Origin of the sequence: Cobetia sp. Dlab-2-AX (assembly GCF_024124625.1) — a bacterium.
Classification (GTDB): Bacteria; Pseudomonadota; Gammaproteobacteria; order Pseudomonadales; family Halomonadaceae; genus Cobetia.
The window spans coordinates 83,367-101,904 of record NZ_JAMXRV010000009.1; the positions used below are offsets into that span (position 1 = coordinate 83,367).

Sequence of the window (18,538 nt, forward strand, 5' to 3'; positions counted from 1 at the left end):
CGAGCGGCCTGCCGCAACGCCTCATTCCTGATTCGCGCCAGTATGCGAAGAACAAAAAACGCCCGCAGACAATGTCTACGGGCGTTTCTCGTCAGGCGGCCGGCTTCACCAGCGCGATCCGAGCTGTTCCAGCTGAGCCACCTGAGGCGTGCCGGGCAATCAGTGCTCCAGCGCGCTGACCAGCTGGGCACGAATGTCGTCGACGGAGCCGACGCCTTCGATGCGGTGGTAGGCCGGTGCCTGGGCATCGCCAGTGGCAGACCAGCTGGAGTAGTACTCGACCAGCGGTTCCGTCTGCTCGTGATAGACGGACAGACGATTGCGCACGGTGGCTTCGCGGTCGTCTTCACGCTGGATCAGGGCTTCGCCGGTGACGTCGTCCTTACCTTCTTCGCGCGGCGGGTTGTACTCGATGTGGTAGACACGACCGGAGTCCGGGTGCACACGACGACCGGACAGACGCTTGACGATCTCTTCGTCAGCGACGGCGATCTCGACCACGTGGTCCAGCTTCACGCCCGCTTCCTTCATGGCGTCAGCCTGCGGAATGGTGCGCGGGAAGCCGTCGAACAGGAAGCCATTCTCGCAATCGGGCTGGCTGATGCGCTCCTTGACCAGGGCGATGATGATCTCGTCGGACACCAGTCCGCCGGTATTCATGATCTCCTTGACCTTGAGTCCCAGCTCGCTGCCGGCCTTGACCGCGGCGCGCAGCATATCTCCGGTAGAGATCTGCGGGATGTTGAAACGCTCGCAGATGAACTGGGCCTGGGTGCCCTTGCCGGCGCCGGGGGCGCCCAACAGGATCAAACGCATCGGTACTGCTCCTTGAGTGTGCAAATGAAAAGCATCAAACGGGTGTAAAGGGTCATCTGGCGCTGGTGCACCTTGCCCTCGGCGGCAGATAGCCATCCAAGGCGCTCTGGTCGTCGACATGATCGAGGTGAAGCGGCGAAACTCGCGGCGTCGAGACGCTCGACTACCTCATGAGGGCCGAACGCATCGAGCGTATCGATGACCAGGATGAATATGGGCAGCGGATCAATATATGCTGCGCGAAACGACGGCGCGCACGGATGATCTCATTATGTCATCGCCATGCAATGTAGAGCTGACGATACCGTTCACACGACGCCGGCACAAGCACACCAAAGGCGCGTATGCCGCCCTTTGGCACTGTCTTGGCGCGCAGGAGGGCCTGTCGCCCTCCTCGCCGGTTGCCGACCTGCCATACACGGCTGTCATGACACGAAAACGCCCCCTGCGGCACGCGGTCGCAGAGGGCGTCTTTCCACTCACGCCGGGCCACCTTGCTCGGTTGCCATGGCGTGATCAGGCTGAGTCATGTCAGTCGTTGGTGTGCCAATGTCTCACTCGGTCACGTCTTCCGCCTGGCTGCTGCGACGCAGGCGCACGGCCTTGGCGCGCTTGCTGCGCAGACGGATGTTGAGCATTTCCACCGCCAGCGAGAAGGCCATCGCCACGTAGATGTAGCCCTTGGGCACGTGAACACCGAAGCCTTCGACCATCAGCATCATGCCGACCATGATCAGGAAGGACAGCGCCAGCATCTTGATGGTCGGGTGACGATCAACGAAATCGCCGATGGGCTTGGCAGCCACCATCATGATGCCCACCGAGATGACGATGGCGATGACCATCACCATCAGGTGATCGACCATGCCCACCGCCGTGATCACCGAATCCAGCGAGAAGACGATATCGATCAAGGCGATCTGGACCATGATCGCCATGAAGCTGGCGCTGCCCTTCTTCGCGCCCTCTTCGGCGGGGTCTTCGCCTTCCAGGTTGGCGTGGATCTCGTGGGTGCTCTTGCCGAGCAGGAACAGGCCCCCGAAGATCAGAATCAGATCACGTCCCGAGAAGCTGAAGTCGGCCACGCTGAACAGGGGGCAGTCAGCGACATCAGCCACGACAGCGACATCAACAGCACGATGCGCATGCCCATCGCCAGGCCCAGGCCGATCATGCGCCCGCGCTGACGCTGGGACTCAGGCAGCCGCGCGACCAGAATCGACAGGAAGATGATGTTGTCGATGCCCAGCACGATCTCAAGCGCGGTCAGGGTCGCCAGAGCCACCCATGCCGAAGGGTCCATCAACCATTCCATTGTCTTGCTCCTTGTGTGTTGCGAGAACCGGCCTTCCCGGGTGGTGCCAGCACGCTGCGGCAGATCGCGGCAGGTTGGCGTGAAGCATCGCATGTTGTGCAGAGCAGCAACAGCGGTCGCCGCCCTGCCACGCCAACGGACATGCACAAAAAAACGGCCTCCCGAAGGAGGCCGTTATTTCAGCCAGACCTGTCAGCCAGGCCTGTCAGCGACGGATGCCGAAACCTTCCAGGAAGGTCACGGCACCCGCGCTTCATACCACAGGCATCATCAGAGCAGCATGCGACGCACGTCGGTCAGCACCTGAGCCAGATACGCCGTGAAGCGTGCTGCATCCGCCCCGTTCACCGCACGGTGATCGTAGGACAGTGACAGCGGCATCATCAGACGCGGCTGGAAGGCAGCGCCGTCCCACACCGGCTTCATCTGCGCCTTGGAGACGCCCAGGATGGCGACTTCCGGCGTGTTGACGATCGGGGTGAAGGCAGTACCGCCAATGGAGCCAAGGCTCGAGATGGTGAAGCAACCACCGGTCATCTCTTCGCGCTTGAGCTTCTTGGTCTGCGCCTTCTTGGCTAGTTCCACGGACTCCTTGGCCAGCTCCAGCAGGCTCTTCTGATCCGCATTGCGGATCACCGGCACCATCAGGCCGTCCGGCGTGTCCACCGCGATACCGATGTGCACGTACTTCTTGTGCACCAGGGTCTCGCCGTCGGCCTTGAGGCTGACGTTGAACTGCGGATACTTGGCCAGCGCGTGAGCCGCCGCCTTGATCATGAACGGCAGCGGCGTGAGCTTGGCACCTGCCGCTTCCGCCTCGGCCTTCATGGACTTGCGGAAGGCCTCGAGCTCGGTGATATCGGCTTCATCGAACTGGGTCACGTGCGGGACGTTGAGCCAGCTGCGATGCAGATTGGTGGCACCGGCCTTCATCAGGCGGCCCATCTTCTTCTCTTCGATCTCACCGAACTGGCTGAAGTCCTGATCCGGCACCTGCGGGATACCGGCACCGCCGGTGGCCTGCGCGGCAGGGGCTGCCGGTGCGGACTTGGCCTTCTGCATCATCTGCTTGACGTAGGCCTGGACATCTTCCTTCACCACACGGCCCTTCGGACCGCTGCCGGAGACATCCGCCAGGTCGACACCGAACTCACGTGCCAGCAGGCGAACCGCCGGCCCTGCGTGGACCTTGGCACCCTTGCTCGGCTTGTGAGCGGCCATCTGGGCTTCCGGACTCGGCGCACCGGCCGGTGTCGGAGCCGGCTTCTGCTCGCTCTTTTCCGCCTTGGGCGCAGCCGGCGCTTCGGACTTGGCAGCCTTCGGCGCAGGCGCGGCACCCGCGACCTCGATGTAACCGATCAGGTCACCCTCGGAGACGGTGTCACCTTCCTTGACGGAAAGCTCCACCACCTTGCCCTTGTAGGGGCTCGGGATGTCCATGGTCGCCTTGTCGGACTCGAGCGTGATCAGGGCGTCTTCCTCGTTGACCTCGTCACCGACGGCCACGGCCATCTCGATGATCGGCACGCTGTCGCTGCCGGACAGATCCGGGACACGCACTTCCTTGCGCTCCGGCTCACCGGAGGCCGGCGCTTCTTCAGCAGCCGGTGCCTCGGAAGACGCATCCTCAGAGGCGGACTCGGAAGAAGAGGCCTGCTCGGCCGGCGCAGAATCAGACGCGCTGTCACCGCCTTCACCGGCGATTTCCATCTGACCGATGACATCACCGGAGGAGACACTGTCGCCCTCCTTGACGGTCAGCTTGACGATCTTGCCCTTGTGCGGGCTCGGGACGTCCATGCTGGCCTTGTCGGATTCCAGCGTGATCAGCGCATCTTCGGCGTCGACTTCGTCGCCTTCGGAGACGGCCATCTCGATGATCGGCACGGCTTCGGAGTCGCCCAGGTCCGGCACGACGATGTCGACGGTCTGGGTGCCACCGGAAGCGGCCTTCGGTGCAGAAGCGTCTTCCTTCGGCGCTTGCTCAGAGGCTTCCTGCTTGGGAGCCTCTTCCTTCGGCGCTTGCTGCTCGTCAGAAGCGTCAGAGGAGGTGTCACCACCGCCTTCGGCTTCCAGCTCCAGGATATCGTCGCCTTCGGAGACGGTGTCGCCTTCCTTGACGAGAATCTTCACCACCTTGCCGCCCTTCGGTGCCGGCACATCCATGCTGGCCTTGTCGGACTCAAGAGTGATCATGGTGTCTTCGGCGGAGATGACATCTCCCACCGCCACCGCTATCTCGATGATCTCGACATCGGAACTACCGCCAATGTCGGGAACCTTGATGATTTCGCTGCTCAAGATCGTGCTCCTTCCAAAACGTGCACGGGGAGCGACACCCGAATCACCTGCGCATCATCATGATGTCGAGGAGGGAGTGCCGCTCGCCTGTTCCGCGATCTCCGCTCAGACGTTCAGCGGATTCGGCTTGTTGGGGTCGATGCCGTAGGTCTTGATCGCTTCCGCGACCACCTTGCGGTCGATCTCACCACGATCCGCCAGCGCCTTCAGGGCCTGGACGGTGACGAAGTTGCGGTCGACTTCGAAGAAGTGACGCAGCTTCTCGCGGGTATCGGAACGACCGAAACCGTCGGTACCGAGCACGTGATAGTCAGTCGGGACCCAGGCGCGAACCTGGTCAGCGAACAGCTTCATGTAGTCGGTGGCAGCCACGACCGGGCCGTCACGACCTTCCAGACACTGGGTGACGTGCGGCTTGGCCGGAGTCTCTTCCGGCTTGAGGAAGGCCTGGCGATCCAGTTCCAGCGCTTCACGACGCAGCTCGTTGAAGCTGGTGACGCTCCAGATGTCGGCATCGACACCGTAGTCCTGCTTGAGCATCTCGGCGGCTGCCTCGACTTCACGCAGGATGGTGCCGGAACCCAGCAGCTGAACGCGTGCCTTGCCGTCCTTGCCACCTTCCTTGAGCAGGTACATCCCCTTGATGATGTCCTCTGCGGGCACCGTCTCGAGTTCCGGCTGCTCGTAGTTCTCGTTCATCACCGCCAGGTAGTAGAAGACCGGCTCGTGCTGCTCGAACATGCGCTTCATGCCGTCCTGCACGATCACCGCCACTTCGTGAGCGTAGGTCGGGTCATAGGTACGGCAGTTCGGGATGGTCGAGGCCAGGATATGGCTGTGGCCATCCTGGTGCTGCAGACCTTCACCGTTCAGGGTGGTACGACCGGCAGTACCGCCGACCAGGAAGCCACGTGCCTGCAGGTCACCTGCGGCCCACGCCAGATCACCGATGCGCTGGAAACCGAACATCGAGTAGTAGACGTAGAACGGCATCAGCGGCAGGTTGTGGTTGGCATAGGACGTTGCCGCCGCCACCCACGCAGACATGGCGCCTGCCTCGGAGATGCCTTCCTCGAGGACCTGACCCTTCTGGTCCTCGCGGTAATACATGATCTGGCCCTTGTCGACCGGCTCGTACTTCTGGCCTGCCGCGGTATAGATACCCAGCTGACGGAACATGCCTTCCATGCCGAAGGTACGCGCTTCGTCAGGAATGATCGGCACGACACGCTCGCCGAGGGTCTTGTGCTTGACCAGACCGTTGAGCACGCGCACGAAGGCCATGGTGGTGGACACTTCGCGGCCGTTGGAGCCCTTGAGCTGGGACGCGAAGATCTTGTCGTCCAGCGGCGGGATTTCCAGCGTTTCATACTCGGTGCGACGCTGCGGCAGGTAGCCGTTCAGACGTTCGCGCATGAGGTGCATGTACTTCATTTCCGGGCTGTCATCCGCCGGCTTGTAGTACGGCACTTCCTCGAGCTGCTCGTCGGTCAGCGGGATGCCGAAGCGGTCGCGGAATTTCTTCAGCGCTTCGTGCTCCATGGTCTTGACCTGGTGGGCTTCGTTGGCGGCTTCGCCATCGCCCATGCCCATGCCGTAACCCTTGACGGTGTGCGCCAGGATGACGGTCGGACGACCATTGGCGTTGTTGACCGCCTCGTGGTACGCCGCATAGACCTTGTACGGATCGTGGCCACCGCGGTTCAGACGCCAGATGTCGTCATCTGACATGTCCTTGACCAGTTCGGCCGTCTCCGGATACTTGCCGAAGAAGTGCTCACGGGTGTAAGCGCCGCCATTGGCCTTGTAGTTCTGGTAGTCGCCGTCGACCGCCTCGTCCATGCGCTTCTGCAGGATGCCTTTCTTGTCCTGCTCGAAGAGCGGATCCCAGAAGCGACCCCAGGTGACCTTGAGCACGTTCCAGTCGGCACCACGGAAGACGCCTTCCAGCTCGTCCATGATGCGGCCGTTGCCGCGCACCGGACCGTCAAGACGCTGCAGGTTGCAGTTGATGACGAAGATCAGGTTGTCGAGGTTCTCGCGACCCGCCAGCGAGATGGCACCCAGGGATTCCGGCTCGTCACACTCGCCGTCACCCATGAAGCACCACACCTTGCGGTCGTACATGGACTTCAACTCACGCGAGTTGAGGTACTTCATGACGTGCGCCTGGTAGATCGCCTGGATCGGGCCCAGACCCATGGAGACGGTCGGGAACTGCCAGTAATCCGGCATCAGCCACGGGTGCGGGTAGGAAGACAGGCCATTGCCGTCGACTTCCTGACGGAAGCTGTCCATCTGCTCCTGGCTGAGACGACCTTCCAGGAAGGAACGGGCGTAGATGCCCGGCGCCACGTGGCCCTGGATGTAGAGCAGATCGCCCTCGAAATCTCCTTCCGGTGCACGGAAGAAGTGGTTGAAACCTACGTCGTAAAGCGTCGCACTGGACATGAAGCTCGAGATGTGACCGCCCAGGCCCTTGTGGGCACGGTTGTTGCGGATCACCTGAGCGATGGCGTTGTAACGGATAAGCGAACGGATACGACGCTCCATGAACAGGTCGCCCGGCATGCGCGCTTCGCGGTGCACGGGGATACTGTTGCGATGGGGCGTGGTCACCGAGAAGGGCACCTGATGGCCATCACGACGCAGGCGGTCGGCCAGGCGTGTCATCAGGTACTGGGCACGATCCTCACCCTCACGATCCAGAACCGATTCCAGGGAGTCCAACCATTCCGTGGTTTCGATCGGATCGAGATCTTCTCTTGCCTCCAGACTCATAGACGTCTCTCCGAGTGAAGAAATTTTTTGTCAGACGTTTCGACGAACAGCGATATCGAAACCAGTGGCGCTCTTCAGTGTGGGCACGACCTTCTGGGTGGGTCGCATCTCCGATAGACCTGTCATGACCGGGTCTTGCCGGCCGTCAATCTCGACGCGCATCCTGCGCCAAAGCAGGGCACAAGATGCAGTCATTTGGCGTGAAAGATACCGCAAACACCCCCGCGTGCCAATTCAGGGCAGCAAGACTCATCGGGCAGGTGCAACGCTTGGCTGCCCCGCGGCAGCACTGGCCTCATGCGCCTTGCGGTCGGGACTCATGCGCCAGACTGAGCCGACCTCGACAGCCATGATGTAGTAAAACTACCAACGCGGCCCGCCACTGGGCGTTTCCTGCTCGGCGACGCCGCATGATGCTGCAACGCACCATCGCGAGGCGCCTGCGACCTTAGTCCTGAATGCCGCCGAGCAGGCGATCGAAGTAAGCCCAATCGAAGGCTGGACCTGGATCCGTCTTGCGCAACGGCGCAATCCGCGCATGCGAGGTGATGCGCTCGCGTGTCAGCGCGGGATAGCTCGCCATCAGGCCGGCCACGGTGCGTGCCAGGGTGCGGTACTGGACATCGCGATAGGGATGCACCTCATCGCCTTCGAGCTCGATGCCGATGGTGAAGTCATTGAGCTCGACACGTTCACGCTGACCGTCATGCCAGCGCGAGCGACCGGCGTGCCAGGCCCGACGATCGAAGGGTACGAACTGCACCAGTCGACCGTCGCGCTGGATCAGCACATGGGCCGAGACGCGCAGCTGATGGATATCGGCAAAATAGGGATGGGCACCGGGATCGAGCTGATTGGTGAACAGCTGCTCGATGGCCGGCCCGCCAAAGCGGCCGGGCGGCAGGCTGATGGAGTGCAGCACCAGCGCCGAGATTTCTCCTTCGGGACGCGCATTGTGATTGGGAGACGGTACCTGACGGGCGCTCTCCAGCCAGTGCTCAGGGGTGACCGCCAGACGCGTCAGGTGACCCGAGCGCGGGGAAGAGGACAAGGGGGGCATCGAAGACTCCAGACGGGAAGGTCATCGCACGCGGGGACTGACCGCTCGCGTGGCTTTTCCTATAATGGCGCACATTATGGCATGCTCGGCAGCCACGGGTCTGTGCCACTGCCCCGGCACACGCACAGACCCCGGCTCCGGCAGCACTCTTCGTACAAGGATCAGACGCGCATGAACTTCCACGACGCCCTCGCCGAGGATATCCGTACCAGCGCCGCCCGCCTGCTCGCCGAGGATGTCGGCGGTGGCGATATCACCGCCGAATTGATTCCGGAGCGCCAGTGGGCCAAGGCACGCGTGATCAGCCGCGAGCCGGCCATCCTGTGCGGTGTGGCTTGGGTCGACGAGCTGTTTCGTCGTCTCGACCCGCGCGTCAGCCTCAAGTGGCTGGCCAGCGATGGCGATCGCCTCGAGGCCGACGCGCCCTTCCTGGAGCTGGAAGGCCCAGCCCGCTCGCTGCTGACCGGCGAGCGTGCAGCGCTCAACCTGCTGCAGACGCTCTCCGGCACCGCGACCCGCGCCAACCACTACACCTCGCTAGTCGAGGGCACTGGCGTGCGCCTGCTCGATACCCGCAAGACCCTGCCGGGCATGCGGGTCGCCCAGAAGTACGCCGTCAGCTGCGGCGGTGGCCACAATCATCGCATCGGCCTCTATGACGCCTTCCTGATCAAGGAAAACCATATCGCTGCCTGTGGCGGCATCGCGGCGGCAGTGCGTGAGGCACGCGACATCGCCTCCGACGTCACCTGTGAAGTGGAAGTCGAGAACTTCGAGGAGCTGGCCCAGGCACTGGATGCCGGCGCCGACGTCATCATGCTCGACAACTTCGACAACGATCAGCTCATCGAGGCCGTGGCGCGCAACAAGGCGCATGCCAAGCCAGCCGTGCTGGAAGCCTCGGGCAACGTCAGTGAGGTCACCTTGCCGGGCATCGCGGCCACCGGAGTGGATTGCATCTCGATCGGCGCGCTGACCAAGGACGTGACCTCCATCGACCTGTCGATGCGCATCTACACTGTCGAGACCCGCTAGCCAACGACAGGTGAATGCCTTCCTGCTGGCCAGCTCCTGTCCTGCAGAGGTCGCCGCTGACGCCGGCCCCTCTGTCACGACACATTGCCATGCCGCCAGGGAGGCGCCCCATGTCCCCGCCATCTCCTCATCAGCATCCGCCTGAAGTCCCCAGGGCATCAGGCGGCGGCTGGCAGACGCGCCGCTGGAGTCTCTACGCGCCGATCTATGACCGTGTGGCCGCCCGTATCCTGCGCTCCGCGCGGCGCGAGGCCATCGCGACTCTCGATATCCAGGCGGGCACCCGCGTGCTGCTGCTCGGCGGCGGCACCGGGCTCGACCTGCCCTTCCTGCCCCGTGACATCGAACTCGAGGTGATCGACGCCTCCCCCGCCATGCTGCGCCGCTGTCGCGAGCGTGCCGAGACGCTGGGCTTCGATGCCAACGTCAAGCCGGGCGACGCCATGGCGCTCGAATTCCCCGATGGCTATTTCGATGTCGTCATCGCCCACCTGATCATCGCCGTGGTACCCCGACCCCAGCGCGCCTTCGATGAAGCGCTGCGCGTGCTGGCCAGTGATGGCGAGCTGTCACTGCTCGACAAGGGCCTGCGCGGCAAGCGCCCGGCCGGGCGGCTGCGGCGCCTGCTCAACCCGCTGGCACAGCTGGTAGCCACCAACCTCAATGTGCCGCTGGATGGTCTGCTGGAAGGCCATGCACTGCAGCGACTCGAGGATCGTGACCTCGGCCCCGGTGGCGTACTGCGCCACATGCATCTGTGCAAGCGCTGAGGCATCGACCGGCCATGTGGCCCCGATCAAGACACATCCCCCCCATCAAGACACATGCCCCCGCCGGAGCCCCGGCGGGGGCATGTCTGAAGTCCACCTCCATAAGAGGCGACGCTCACTGATCGAGACGTTTCTCGAAGCGCTCGCGCTTGAGGCATACGCCATCGCGCTTGACGTGCTCAAGCCCCAGACTCTGCCAGCCACGGCGGGCCAGGCCCGGTGACAGCGTCAGACTGGCATCCAGGCTCATCACGCGCACCTTGCGCTCGCGCAGGTCGCGCTCGGCCGCCGCCAGCAACTGGCTGCCGATGCCCTGCCCCATCAGACTCGGGTAGACGTAAAGCATCTCGATGCGTGCCAGCGGCCATTCGGGGGCGTACTCGCAGAAGCCGATACAGCGACCATCACGCTCCGCCACCAGCACCTCGAAGCGATGCTGACGAGCGGCCCTGCATGACGGCCTGATAGAACACCTCGGCCTGATCCGCGGCATGCTCCGGCTGCGCCGCCACGATATGAACACGCTCCCTGGCCACTTCACGGCTATCGGTCTGGCTGTGCAATCGTTCGTCCTCCTTGTGTCCTCGAACGAGGACGCTGTATTCATGGAATATCTGACAGGCCCACGGCTGACACCTGCCACAGAAACGTCCTGCTCAGCCGCTGAAGGACACCTCATCGAAGCGGCTGGCCCGGGGATGATCTCCGGTGATCATGTCCGGCTCCCGCACCAGCTGCCAGGTATGGAAACCGGCGGCTGCGGCGGCGTCCAGCTCGGCGACGACATCCGACAGGAACAGGATCTCCGCGCCAGGAATGCCCAGCTGACCGGCGATGCGGCGATAGCTCTCGGCTTCCTGCTTGGGGCCCGTGGTGGTGTCGAAGTAGCCGGCAAACAGCGGAGTCAGATCGCCGACATCGGAATGCCCGAACAGCAGCTTCTGGGCCTGGATGGAGCCTGAAGAGTAGACATACAAGGACAGGCCGCGCTCCTTCCAGTCACGCAATCCCTTCACGGCATCAGGATAGACATGGCCGGTGAAGTCACCGTCCGCGTAGCCCTGCGCCCAGACCATGCCCTGCAGCGCCTTGAGCGGCGTGGCCTTGCGGTCGGCATCGATCCAGCCTTCCAGAATGGCGATCACGGCCTCGAGATCGGCCTTCGGTGCCTCGGCCAGCTCGCGGGTGGCGGACAGCTGCTCGGCGACATCCTCACGCTCGGCGTTGGCACGCACGAAATCGCCCAGATTGGCGCGCGCATAGGGGAACAGCACCTGATGCACGAAGCGAATCGAGCCGGTCGTGCCCTCGATGTCAGTGACGATGGCGCGAATCATGCGGACTCCTGGGAATGCGGGGCTGCGGTCTGGGTAAAGTGCTCGGCCAGCGCTTCATGACGCGGGAAGCGGGCAGCGATGTCATTGTCGGTGAAGTTGGCGATCCAGCCTTCCGGATTGGTGAACAGACGGATGGCGGTGAAGTCCGGCGTCGGCCCCATGTCGAACCAGTGCGGCGTGCCGGCGGGCACGGCGATCAGGTCATCCTTCTCGCAACCAACCGCCAGCACGCGCTCGCCCAGATGCAGATAGAAGATGCCGCTGCCACGCACGAAGAAACGCACCTCGTGCTCCGCGTGGCGGTGCTCATCGAGGAACTTGCCGCGCAGGGCATCGCGGTCAGGGTGATCCGGCGTCAGGCCGATCACGTCGGCGGTGACGAAACCGCTCTCGGACTTGAGACGTGCGACGTCGTCGGCGTAGGCCGCCAGCACCTGGGCCTGGTCGGTGGGATCACGCATCTCGCAGCCCGCCGTCCAGCGCTCGAAGCGGATGCCTTCAGCCTCGAGTTCGCTGGCGATCTGCGCGCCATCATTGGTGATCAACTGCGGACGCGAGGCGTCCTGCTCGGCGTAGATGGCCAGAAAGCTCATCGCTGTCTCCTCAGTTCCAGTTCACAACCCATCAGGAAGTCGAGCGCTTCGACGTGGCGGCGGCAGGCCGCCATGCTGCTGGCCCAGGTATAGAGGCCATGGCCGCGGATCAGGTAGCCGTGCAGACCGGCATCGGCGGCCAGTCGGGCACGCACATCCAGCGCCAGCGCCTCGATATCCTGAGTATTGTCGAAGACGGCCAGACGTACCGCCGTCTCATGACTCTTGACGCCTTCCAGCGCCTTGTTGAGTTCGAAACCCTCCAGGCTCAGGGTGTCGCCCTCATGGCACAGCGACAGCACGGTGGCGGCCCGGGAGTGGGTATGCAGAATCGCCTGCGCGTGGGGCAGGTCTTCGTAGAGCTGGCCATGCAGGCGCGCCTCGTCAGAGGCCTTGCGGGAAGTGCCCTGCAGCCTGACGGCAAAATCGCTGACCAGAATGTCGCCGCTGGTCAGGCGGCCCTTGTGGCAGCCCGAGGCGGTGACCGCCATCAGACGATCACTGAGACGACAGGAGAAGTTGCCGCCGGTGGCCGGCACCTGTCCGGCAGCGTCCAGCGCCTGACCGGCCTCGATCAACTGTTGGCTCGCCAGTGCAAGGCGGTCGAGGTCCAATGTCGATAACAGGCCGTCGGCAGTGGCAATGGCGATGGGGTCTGACATGATCAAGATTGCCCTCAAGAGTCGCGCGGGACCTTCACGCCCCGTCACCAGCATCACGATTCAGCGCCACGCGGCGCTGCCATCGCGGCAGACTACACAAGCCGACCCGACGAGACCAGTCATGCCGTGCGACGACGAGCATGGCATCATGGCGGCCTGGAATGTCACACGACATTCTGCGCCATCATCACTTCAGCCTCTGCCACGGTCCTGCCATGTCCTCTTCCGATCAGCCCGCCAGCCCCCACCCGACCGCCGACACGGCCGAGCGCCCGATGAGCGACGTCGCACTGGCCAGGCGCCTGCCGCTGCTGCCCCCTCATCTGCGTGAGCAGGCCGCGGCGCTGGGGCAACAGGCCATGCAGCCGGTGGGCATCATCGAAAGCTGCTACCCGGACAAGTTCGGCATTCCCCGCCAGCCGGGGCTGGCGCGTCATGCGAGTGCCATCCTGCACCTGCTGCCACCCTTCGATGACCCGGACTGCGTGCGCGACATCGAGGGCTTCAGCCATCTGTGGATCCACTTCCTGTTCCACGCCAGCCCCACACGCTGGACGCCCTTGATCCGCCCGCCGCGCCTGGGGGGGAATGCGCGCACCGGCGTCTTCGCCTCGCGCAGCACCCACCGTCCCAATCGACTGGGGCAGTCGGTGGTCGAACTGGCAGGCGTCGAGACGGCGGCCAATACCACGCCGGATGACAGGCAGCCGGGCAAGCGCAACGGCGTGCGCCTGCTGCTGCGCGGCCACGACCTGCTCGATGGCACACCGGTAATGGACATCAAGCCCTATCTGCCGTGGGTCGATGCGGTGCCCGAAGCGCGTGCCGGCTATGCGCCTGCGCCACCGCCGCGCCACGCCGTCGTCTTCTGCGCTCAGGCCGAGCAGACACTGGCAACGCGGGCCGACAGCGCCACGCTGCGCGCGCTGATCGAGGAAGTGCTCGCCCAGGACCCGCGCCCCGCCTATCACGCCGCCAGGTCCGCCGATGGCAAGCGCCAGTATGGCGTACGGCTGGTGGACGTGGATGTGCGCTTCACGGCCCGCACGCAACCCGATGGCTCCTTGACGATGGAGGTCGCGGCCATCGTGGCCGTCTGATCAAGCCCCTGCGCGGGTCAGAGCAACGCCTTGTCCAGTGGGGGGGGGGCCACGCCTTGCATGAAGCGGATCGAAGGATTGCGCGCGCCAGATCAAGACAATGCCAGATTGGATTGGCGAACCGTCACGAGACCCGACCATACTGGGCGTGCGTTCCTTCATCTCCACTCGTTTCACCGGGAGTCCGCCGCATGAGTATCCGTCTGCTTGCCTTTGCCGCCAGTACCCGCAAGGCCTCCGTCAATCGACGCCTGATCGAGCGCCTGGCGCACCACGCCCGACAGGAAGGTGCCGAGGTCAGCCTGCTCGATCTCAACGACTTCCCGATGCCGCTCTACGATGGCGACAACGAAGAGGCCAATGGCCGTCCCGCCAGCGCCGACCGCCTGCAGGGGATGCTGGCCAGCCATCAGGGGCTGTTGCTGGCGACGCCGGAATACAACGGCTTCTTCAGTCCGCTGCTCAAGAACACCTTCGACTGGCTGTCACGCCCGGCGGCGGATGGCCAGAGCGGCATGGATGCCCTGCGCGGCATGCCGGTCGGCATCGTCTCGGCCTCCCCCGGTGCCATGGGCGGCATGCGGGCGTTGCCCTTCGTGCGCCTGTACCTGAACAACCTCGGCATGCTGGTCGCGCCCCAGCAGATCGCGGTCTCGCGTGCCGCCAGCGCCTTCCACGAGGATGGCAGCCTGGATGACGAAGGCCAGGACCACGCCCTCGCGGCTGTCGCCCGCCAGGTGATCGATCTGGCCAGCCTGCGCGCGTCGTAAGCGACCCTCGTTCATGGCGCCTTCCTGATTGCCGCCCGAACAACAGGAACGGCCCCCTGCCGATGGCAGGGGGCCGTTCCTTGATGCGCTGTCTGCGTGACGTCAGGACCTCAGGGCCCCTGTCTGTCACCCAGGCTCAGGCTCAGGCCGAGAAATCGATACCGATACGGCGACCGACTTCCTCGTAGGCTTCGATCACGCCGCCCAGCCCCTGGCGGAAACGGTCCTTGTCGAGCTTCTCGCGCGTCTCGGCATCCCACAGACGGCAGCCGTCCGGCGAGAATTCGTCACCCAGCACGACCTCACCCTTGAAGACGCCGAACTCGAGCTTGTAGTCGACCAGCAGGATGCCGCCGTCGAGGAACAGCTGCTTGAGGATGTCGTTGACCTGGAAGGTCAGTTCCTTGGCGCGCGCCAGGTGCTTGGGCTCTGCCCAGCCGAAGGTCTCGACCAGCGACTCGTTGATCATCGGGTCGCCCTTCTCGTCGTTCTTGAGGAACAGCTCGAAGGTCGGCGGATTGAGCTCGAGGCCTTCCTCGACCCCCAGACGACGCACCAGCGAACCGGCGGAGATGTTACGCACCACGCACTCCACCGCCATCATGTCGAGACGCTTGACCAGGCACTCGTTGTCGCTGACCAGACGCTCGAAGTGGGTCGGGATACCGGCCGCCTTGAGTTTCTCCATGATGAAGGCATTGAACTTGTTGTTGACCATGCCCTTGCGGTCGAGCTGCTCGATACGCTTGCCGTCGAAGGCGCTGGTATCGTCGCGGAATTCCAGCAGCAGAAGATCCGGGTCGTCAGTGACGAAGACGGATTTGGCCTTGCCAGCGTAGAGCTCTTCACGCTTTTCCATGAGATTCCCCCTGATGACGCTAGACGCGTCGAGTGTTGAGGCGGTCGACGATGAATCGATCACGCTTGAGTCTGTCACGCCCAGCCGAGAGGGACTGTGGCGTTGGTGTATAACGTGATTCGAGAGCTGTCCATCTGGTCAGCTCGTCCAGAATCACGAACGCCCGATCGCGAAGCGACCGGGCGTCATGAAAATCAGGCGATGGCCTGCCAGCCAAAGCCGCTGTCCTGCGCGGCGATGATCAGGCGACTATCGTCATCCGCAAGCCAGGGGGCCAGTGCTTCCCGGGCCAATGTCGGATGGTTGTTGCTCTCCGACAGGTGCGAGGCCACCAGCCGCTGCAGGCGCGCCAGCCCCAGATAGGGCAAGGCGGCGCACGCCTGGGCATTGGCCAGGTGACCGAGCCGCCCTCCGACCCGCCGCTTGAGGCTGGGCGGATACGGCCCGCTGGCCAGCATCTGCGGATCGTGATTGAACTCCATCACCAGCGCATCGCAATCGGCAAAGCACTGCAGCACATGCTCGCTGACATGGCCGAGATCGGTCAGCACGCCGAGGCGACGCGCGGCCGTCTCACCGCGTCGGTTGAACACGAACTGCACCGGCTCGCGCGCATCGTGGGGCACCGTGACCGGCAGAATCTCGAGATCCTTGATCGCGAATTCCTGCTGCGGCGTGATCAGATGGCGACTCGGCAACGTGCCCAGCTTCTTCGCGCGCCCGGCAAGCCAGGTGCCGGTGGTCAGATGCACCGGCACAGCGTGGCGACGCGCCAACGGCCCCACGCCGCTCAGATGATCACCATGTTCATGGGTGACCAGCACGGCGTCCAGCTGCGAGGGATGCACGCCAAGGCGCGCCAGACGGGCCTCGGTCTCCTTAAGGGTGAAGCCGCAATCGACCAGCACCAGTGCCTCGCGAGTGCGGATCAGCGTGCCGTTGCCCTTGCTGCCGCTGCCCAGCGAAGCCATCGCCAGCACGCCCTGAGCGTCGCCACTCGGCCCAAGGGCGGCCGTCAGGCCATCCGCCAGCGCCCCACTACCTGCCACCGGGAGGGGGATCTGAAACGACGCAGCCGCCTCACCCGACGAGTCGTCAGATGAGGCGGCGCAAGGCGTGTCGAGCCACATGCTCAGCGCAGTGTCGACGCCACGGCGTCGAGCAGCTCACGCGCCAGTGCCGGCGTGGTCTCTTCACCATCGGCACGGGTCGCCGTGACCAGGGTGTGGTCATTCTCGGCGCGCAGCTTGAGTATCATCGGCACCGGATCACCATCGCCCCCGATACCCAACCAGCCGCCATCACGCTCTTCACGCGGGATGTAATCGACCATGAACTCGCCACGCGAGCGGTCCTGATCGGTCAGCGTCTGGTAGTCGGTGTTGAAGTTCTTCTGCAGCTGATAGAGCAGCTCGGCCCAGCTGCGCTCGATGTCCAGCGCCAGATCGACCTGCCAGGTGCCATCGCGGCCTTCCAGGCGCACGCGGTCATCACGACTGAGCGACTGGGCTGCCAGCGAGACACCGCTATCGGCGGAAGACGCGGCCAGATAGCCGCTCAGCGCGTTCAGGCAGCTGCCGGCGACATCGTCGCCCTGCTGACAACGCACTTCGGAGGCATCGGCACGCAGCCCCTGGCTGACGCTGATGATGCCCTGGGCCGTGGTGATCTCGCCCTTGCCGGCATCGATGCTCTGCACATCGAGGCCCTGGTCGCGCACGAAGGACTGCAGACGTGTCCACACCGCTGCCGGCGCGGCGTTCACGGCCAGCCAGCGGGCATCGCCGCTCTGCCGCATGGCGACGAACTCTCGCCCGCCCTGCTCGCTGGTCGCCAGTGGCTGGGGACGCGGCGCCTCGAAGTCGTCGCTGGCCAGGAAGTCACTGCTGGCCTGCGGTACCGGCATGGAATCCTGGTAATCACCACGATTGATCGTGTCCGGCAGCTCCAGCGGCGGTGCGATGCTGGCATCGGCATACTCGCTGTTGCGATCGTAGTAGTAGCCATCACTGGAACAGCCTGCGACCGCGAGCGCCGTCAGCAGGGCCAGTGGCACGAAACGCTGACTCATCAGTTGAGCACCTCGGCCAGTTGCAGTGCTTCCTCGACCGTGGAGTGGTACTGCTCGGACAGCCAGGTCAGCGGCAGACGCACGCCGGATTCCGGCGACAGGCCCATGCGGTGCATGGCGAACTTGACCGGGATCGGGTTGGACTCGACGCCCATCGCGGAGTGCAGCGGCATCAGGCGCGTGTTGATCTGGTGAGCGCGCTCGGCATCGCCGGCCACGGCGGCTTCACACATCTCGTGCATCAGGCGCGGCGCGACGTTGGCCGTCACGGAGATATCGCCGTGGCCGCCCATCAGGATGAAGTCACAGGCCGTGGGGTCGTCGCCGGAGTAGAGCGCGAAGTCGGTGCCCTTGAGACGGTCGATCAGTTCCTGACCACGCTCCAGGTTGCCGGTGGCATCCTTCAAGCCGACGATGTTGTCGAGCTCGGCGAGGCGGAAGACCGTCTCGTTGTAGATATCGGAGCAGGTACGACCCGGCACGTTGTAGAGAATGACCGGAATACCGGCCTGCTCGGCGACGGCCTTGAAGTGCTGGTAGAGCCCTTCCTGGGTCGGCTTGTTGTAGTACGGCGCCACGGAGAGGCAGTAATCCGCACCGACTTCCTTGGCGTAGCGAGCCAGTTCGACCGCTTCGGAGGTGGCGTTGGCGCCCGTGCCGGCGATGACCGGAATCTTGCCGGCGACCGTCTCGACCACGCAGCGGATGACATCGAAGTGCTCCGCGAAGGACATGGTGGTCGGCTCGCCGGTAGTGCCGGCGGCGACGATGGCATCGGTGCCATTTTCGAGGTGGAAGGCGACCAGCTGGCGCAGGGCGTCCCAGTCGATCTCGCCGGTGGCCTTCATCGGGGTCGCCAGTGCGACAATGCTACCTGTGATCATCCCTCGAATTCTCCTCTGGTGCCTGATGTGCCAGGCGTGTCCCTGCGCTGTTGAAACAACGGATCCCGGGGACAGACATCTGACATAAATTGGTTGACGCAGGACTCTGATTGCGTGGGCACGCCGACACGCGAGTCGCGTCAAGGGTGATGATGTTACAAAGACCATCGAAGCCTGTACAGAC

The 18,538-nt window shown here is 64.0% G+C and carries 19 protein-coding genes; 4 read left to right on the plus strand and 15 right to left on the minus strand.

Annotated features, from left to right (window positions below; all coding sequences use genetic code 11):
• Window positions 1-159: 159 nt before the first annotated feature.
• The 6 genes from adk to ampD all read right to left on the minus strand — a co-directional run bounded on the left by adk (window position 160) and on the right by ampD (window position 8,273).
• Entirely contained in the window at window positions 160-816 is a 657-nt protein-coding gene (adk, locus tag NH396_RS14330) for an adenylate kinase (protein WP_131432716.1), read from the minus strand.
• A gap of 554 nt (window positions 817-1,370) precedes the next feature.
• Window positions 1,371-1,934, minus strand: a complete 564-nt coding sequence (locus NH396_RS14335) for a TerC family protein (protein ID WP_253064580.1) — start codon at window positions 1,932-1,934, stop codon at window positions 1,371-1,373.
• A complete protein-coding gene (locus NH396_RS14340; protein ID WP_253064581.1) occupies window positions 1,868-2,131 on the minus strand; it encodes a hypothetical protein in 264 nt (87 codons plus the stop codon). The genes NH396_RS14335 and NH396_RS14340 overlap by 67 nt, the downstream gene beginning before the upstream one ends.
• A gap of 270 nt (window positions 2,132-2,401) precedes the next feature.
• Entirely contained in the window at window positions 2,402-4,432 is a 2,031-nt protein-coding gene (gene aceF, locus NH396_RS14345) for a pyruvate dehydrogenase complex dihydrolipoyllysine-residue acetyltransferase (RefSeq protein WP_253064582.1), read from the minus strand.
• Window positions 4,433-4,537: 105 nt separating this feature from the next.
• Window positions 4,538-7,213, minus strand: coding sequence for a pyruvate dehydrogenase (acetyl-transferring), homodimeric type (gene aceE, locus NH396_RS14350; protein WP_253064584.1), 2,676 nt, complete (start codon window positions 7,211-7,213; stop codon window positions 4,538-4,540).
• A gap of 448 nt (window positions 7,214-7,661) precedes the next feature.
• Entirely contained in the window at window positions 7,662-8,273 is a 612-nt protein-coding gene (gene ampD, locus NH396_RS14355; RefSeq protein WP_253064586.1) for a 1,6-anhydro-N-acetylmuramyl-L-alanine amidase AmpD, read from the minus strand.
• A 171-nt stretch (window positions 8,274-8,444) separates the two neighbouring features.
• Here ampD and nadC point away from each other — a divergent pair, with 171 nt between their 5' ends.
• Together nadC and NH396_RS14365 are read left to right on the plus strand one after the other, a co-directional pair.
• Window positions 8,445-9,308 (plus strand): carboxylating nicotinate-nucleotide diphosphorylase, encoded by an 864-nt coding sequence (gene nadC, locus NH396_RS14360; RefSeq protein ID WP_176677938.1) that lies wholly within the window; start codon window positions 8,445-8,447, stop codon window positions 9,306-9,308.
• 110 nt (window positions 9,309-9,418) lie between these two features.
• Window positions 9,419-10,078 (plus strand): class I SAM-dependent methyltransferase, encoded by a 660-nt coding sequence (locus NH396_RS14365; RefSeq protein ID WP_253064588.1) that lies wholly within the window; start codon window positions 9,419-9,421, stop codon window positions 10,076-10,078.
• Between the two features lie 115 nt (window positions 10,079-10,193).
• On the opposite strand, the gene NH396_RS14370 is transcribed toward NH396_RS14365, so the two are convergent.
• From NH396_RS14370 to NH396_RS14390, 5 genes are all read right to left on the minus strand, one after another.
• Complete coding sequence (locus tag NH396_RS14370) at window positions 10,194-10,544, minus strand: GNAT family N-acetyltransferase (protein WP_366071736.1); 351 nt, start codon at window positions 10,542-10,544, stop codon at window positions 10,194-10,196.
• Complete coding sequence (locus NH396_RS14375; protein WP_253064592.1) at window positions 10,483-10,641, minus strand: hypothetical protein; 159 nt, start codon at window positions 10,639-10,641, stop codon at window positions 10,483-10,485. The genes NH396_RS14370 and NH396_RS14375 overlap by 62 nt, the downstream gene beginning before the upstream one ends.
• A 93-nt stretch (window positions 10,642-10,734) precedes the next feature.
• Complete coding sequence (gene mtnC / locus NH396_RS14380) at window positions 10,735-11,415, minus strand: acireductone synthase (protein WP_253064594.1); 681 nt, start codon at window positions 11,413-11,415, stop codon at window positions 10,735-10,737.
• Window positions 11,412-12,008 carry a cupin gene (locus NH396_RS14385; RefSeq protein WP_176677942.1) on the minus strand — a complete coding sequence of 199 codons (597 nt, stop codon included), beginning with the start codon at window positions 12,006-12,008 and terminating at the stop codon, window positions 11,412-11,414. Before NH396_RS14385 ends, mtnC begins: the two co-directional genes overlap by 4 nt.
• Window positions 12,005-12,670 carry a methylthioribulose 1-phosphate dehydratase gene (locus tag NH396_RS14390; protein WP_253064596.1) on the minus strand — a complete coding sequence of 222 codons (666 nt, stop codon included), beginning with the start codon at window positions 12,668-12,670 and terminating at the stop codon, window positions 12,005-12,007. The genes NH396_RS14385 and NH396_RS14390 overlap by 4 nt, the downstream gene beginning before the upstream one ends.
• Before the next feature lie 359 nt (window positions 12,671-13,029).
• Between NH396_RS14390 and tsaA the strand changes: the two genes are divergently transcribed.
• Together tsaA and NH396_RS14400 are read left to right on the plus strand one after the other, a co-directional pair.
• Window positions 13,030-13,770, plus strand: coding sequence for a tRNA (N6-threonylcarbamoyladenosine(37)-N6)-methyltransferase TrmO (gene tsaA, locus NH396_RS14395; protein ID WP_253064618.1), 741 nt, complete (start codon window positions 13,030-13,032; stop codon window positions 13,768-13,770).
• Window positions 13,771-13,961: 191 nt separating this feature from the next.
• On the plus strand, window positions 13,962-14,540 hold the full coding sequence (locus NH396_RS14400; protein WP_253064598.1) for an NAD(P)H-dependent oxidoreductase: 579 nt from the start codon (window positions 13,962-13,964) through the stop codon (window positions 14,538-14,540).
• A 142-nt stretch (window positions 14,541-14,682) separates the two neighbouring features.
• Here the strand turns inward: NH396_RS14400 and purC are convergent, their stop codons facing one another.
• The 4 genes from purC to dapA form a co-directional block, all read right to left on the minus strand.
• On the minus strand, window positions 14,683-15,399 hold the full coding sequence (gene purC, locus NH396_RS14405) for a phosphoribosylaminoimidazolesuccinocarboxamide synthase (protein WP_175089098.1): 717 nt from the start codon (window positions 15,397-15,399) through the stop codon (window positions 14,683-14,685).
• Between the two features lie 194 nt (window positions 15,400-15,593).
• Complete coding sequence (locus tag NH396_RS14410) at window positions 15,594-16,370, minus strand: MBL fold metallo-hydrolase (protein ID WP_176678473.1); 777 nt, start codon at window positions 16,368-16,370, stop codon at window positions 15,594-15,596.
• A gap of 161 nt (window positions 16,371-16,531) precedes the next feature.
• Complete coding sequence (locus NH396_RS14415) at window positions 16,532-17,470, minus strand: hypothetical protein (protein ID WP_176677945.1); 939 nt, start codon at window positions 17,468-17,470, stop codon at window positions 16,532-16,534.
• A complete protein-coding gene (gene dapA / locus NH396_RS14420; protein ID WP_043336386.1) occupies window positions 17,470-18,354 on the minus strand; it encodes a 4-hydroxy-tetrahydrodipicolinate synthase in 885 nt (294 codons plus the stop codon). The genes NH396_RS14415 and dapA overlap by 1 nt, the downstream gene beginning before the upstream one ends.
• Window positions 18,355-18,538 lie beyond the last annotated feature (184 nt).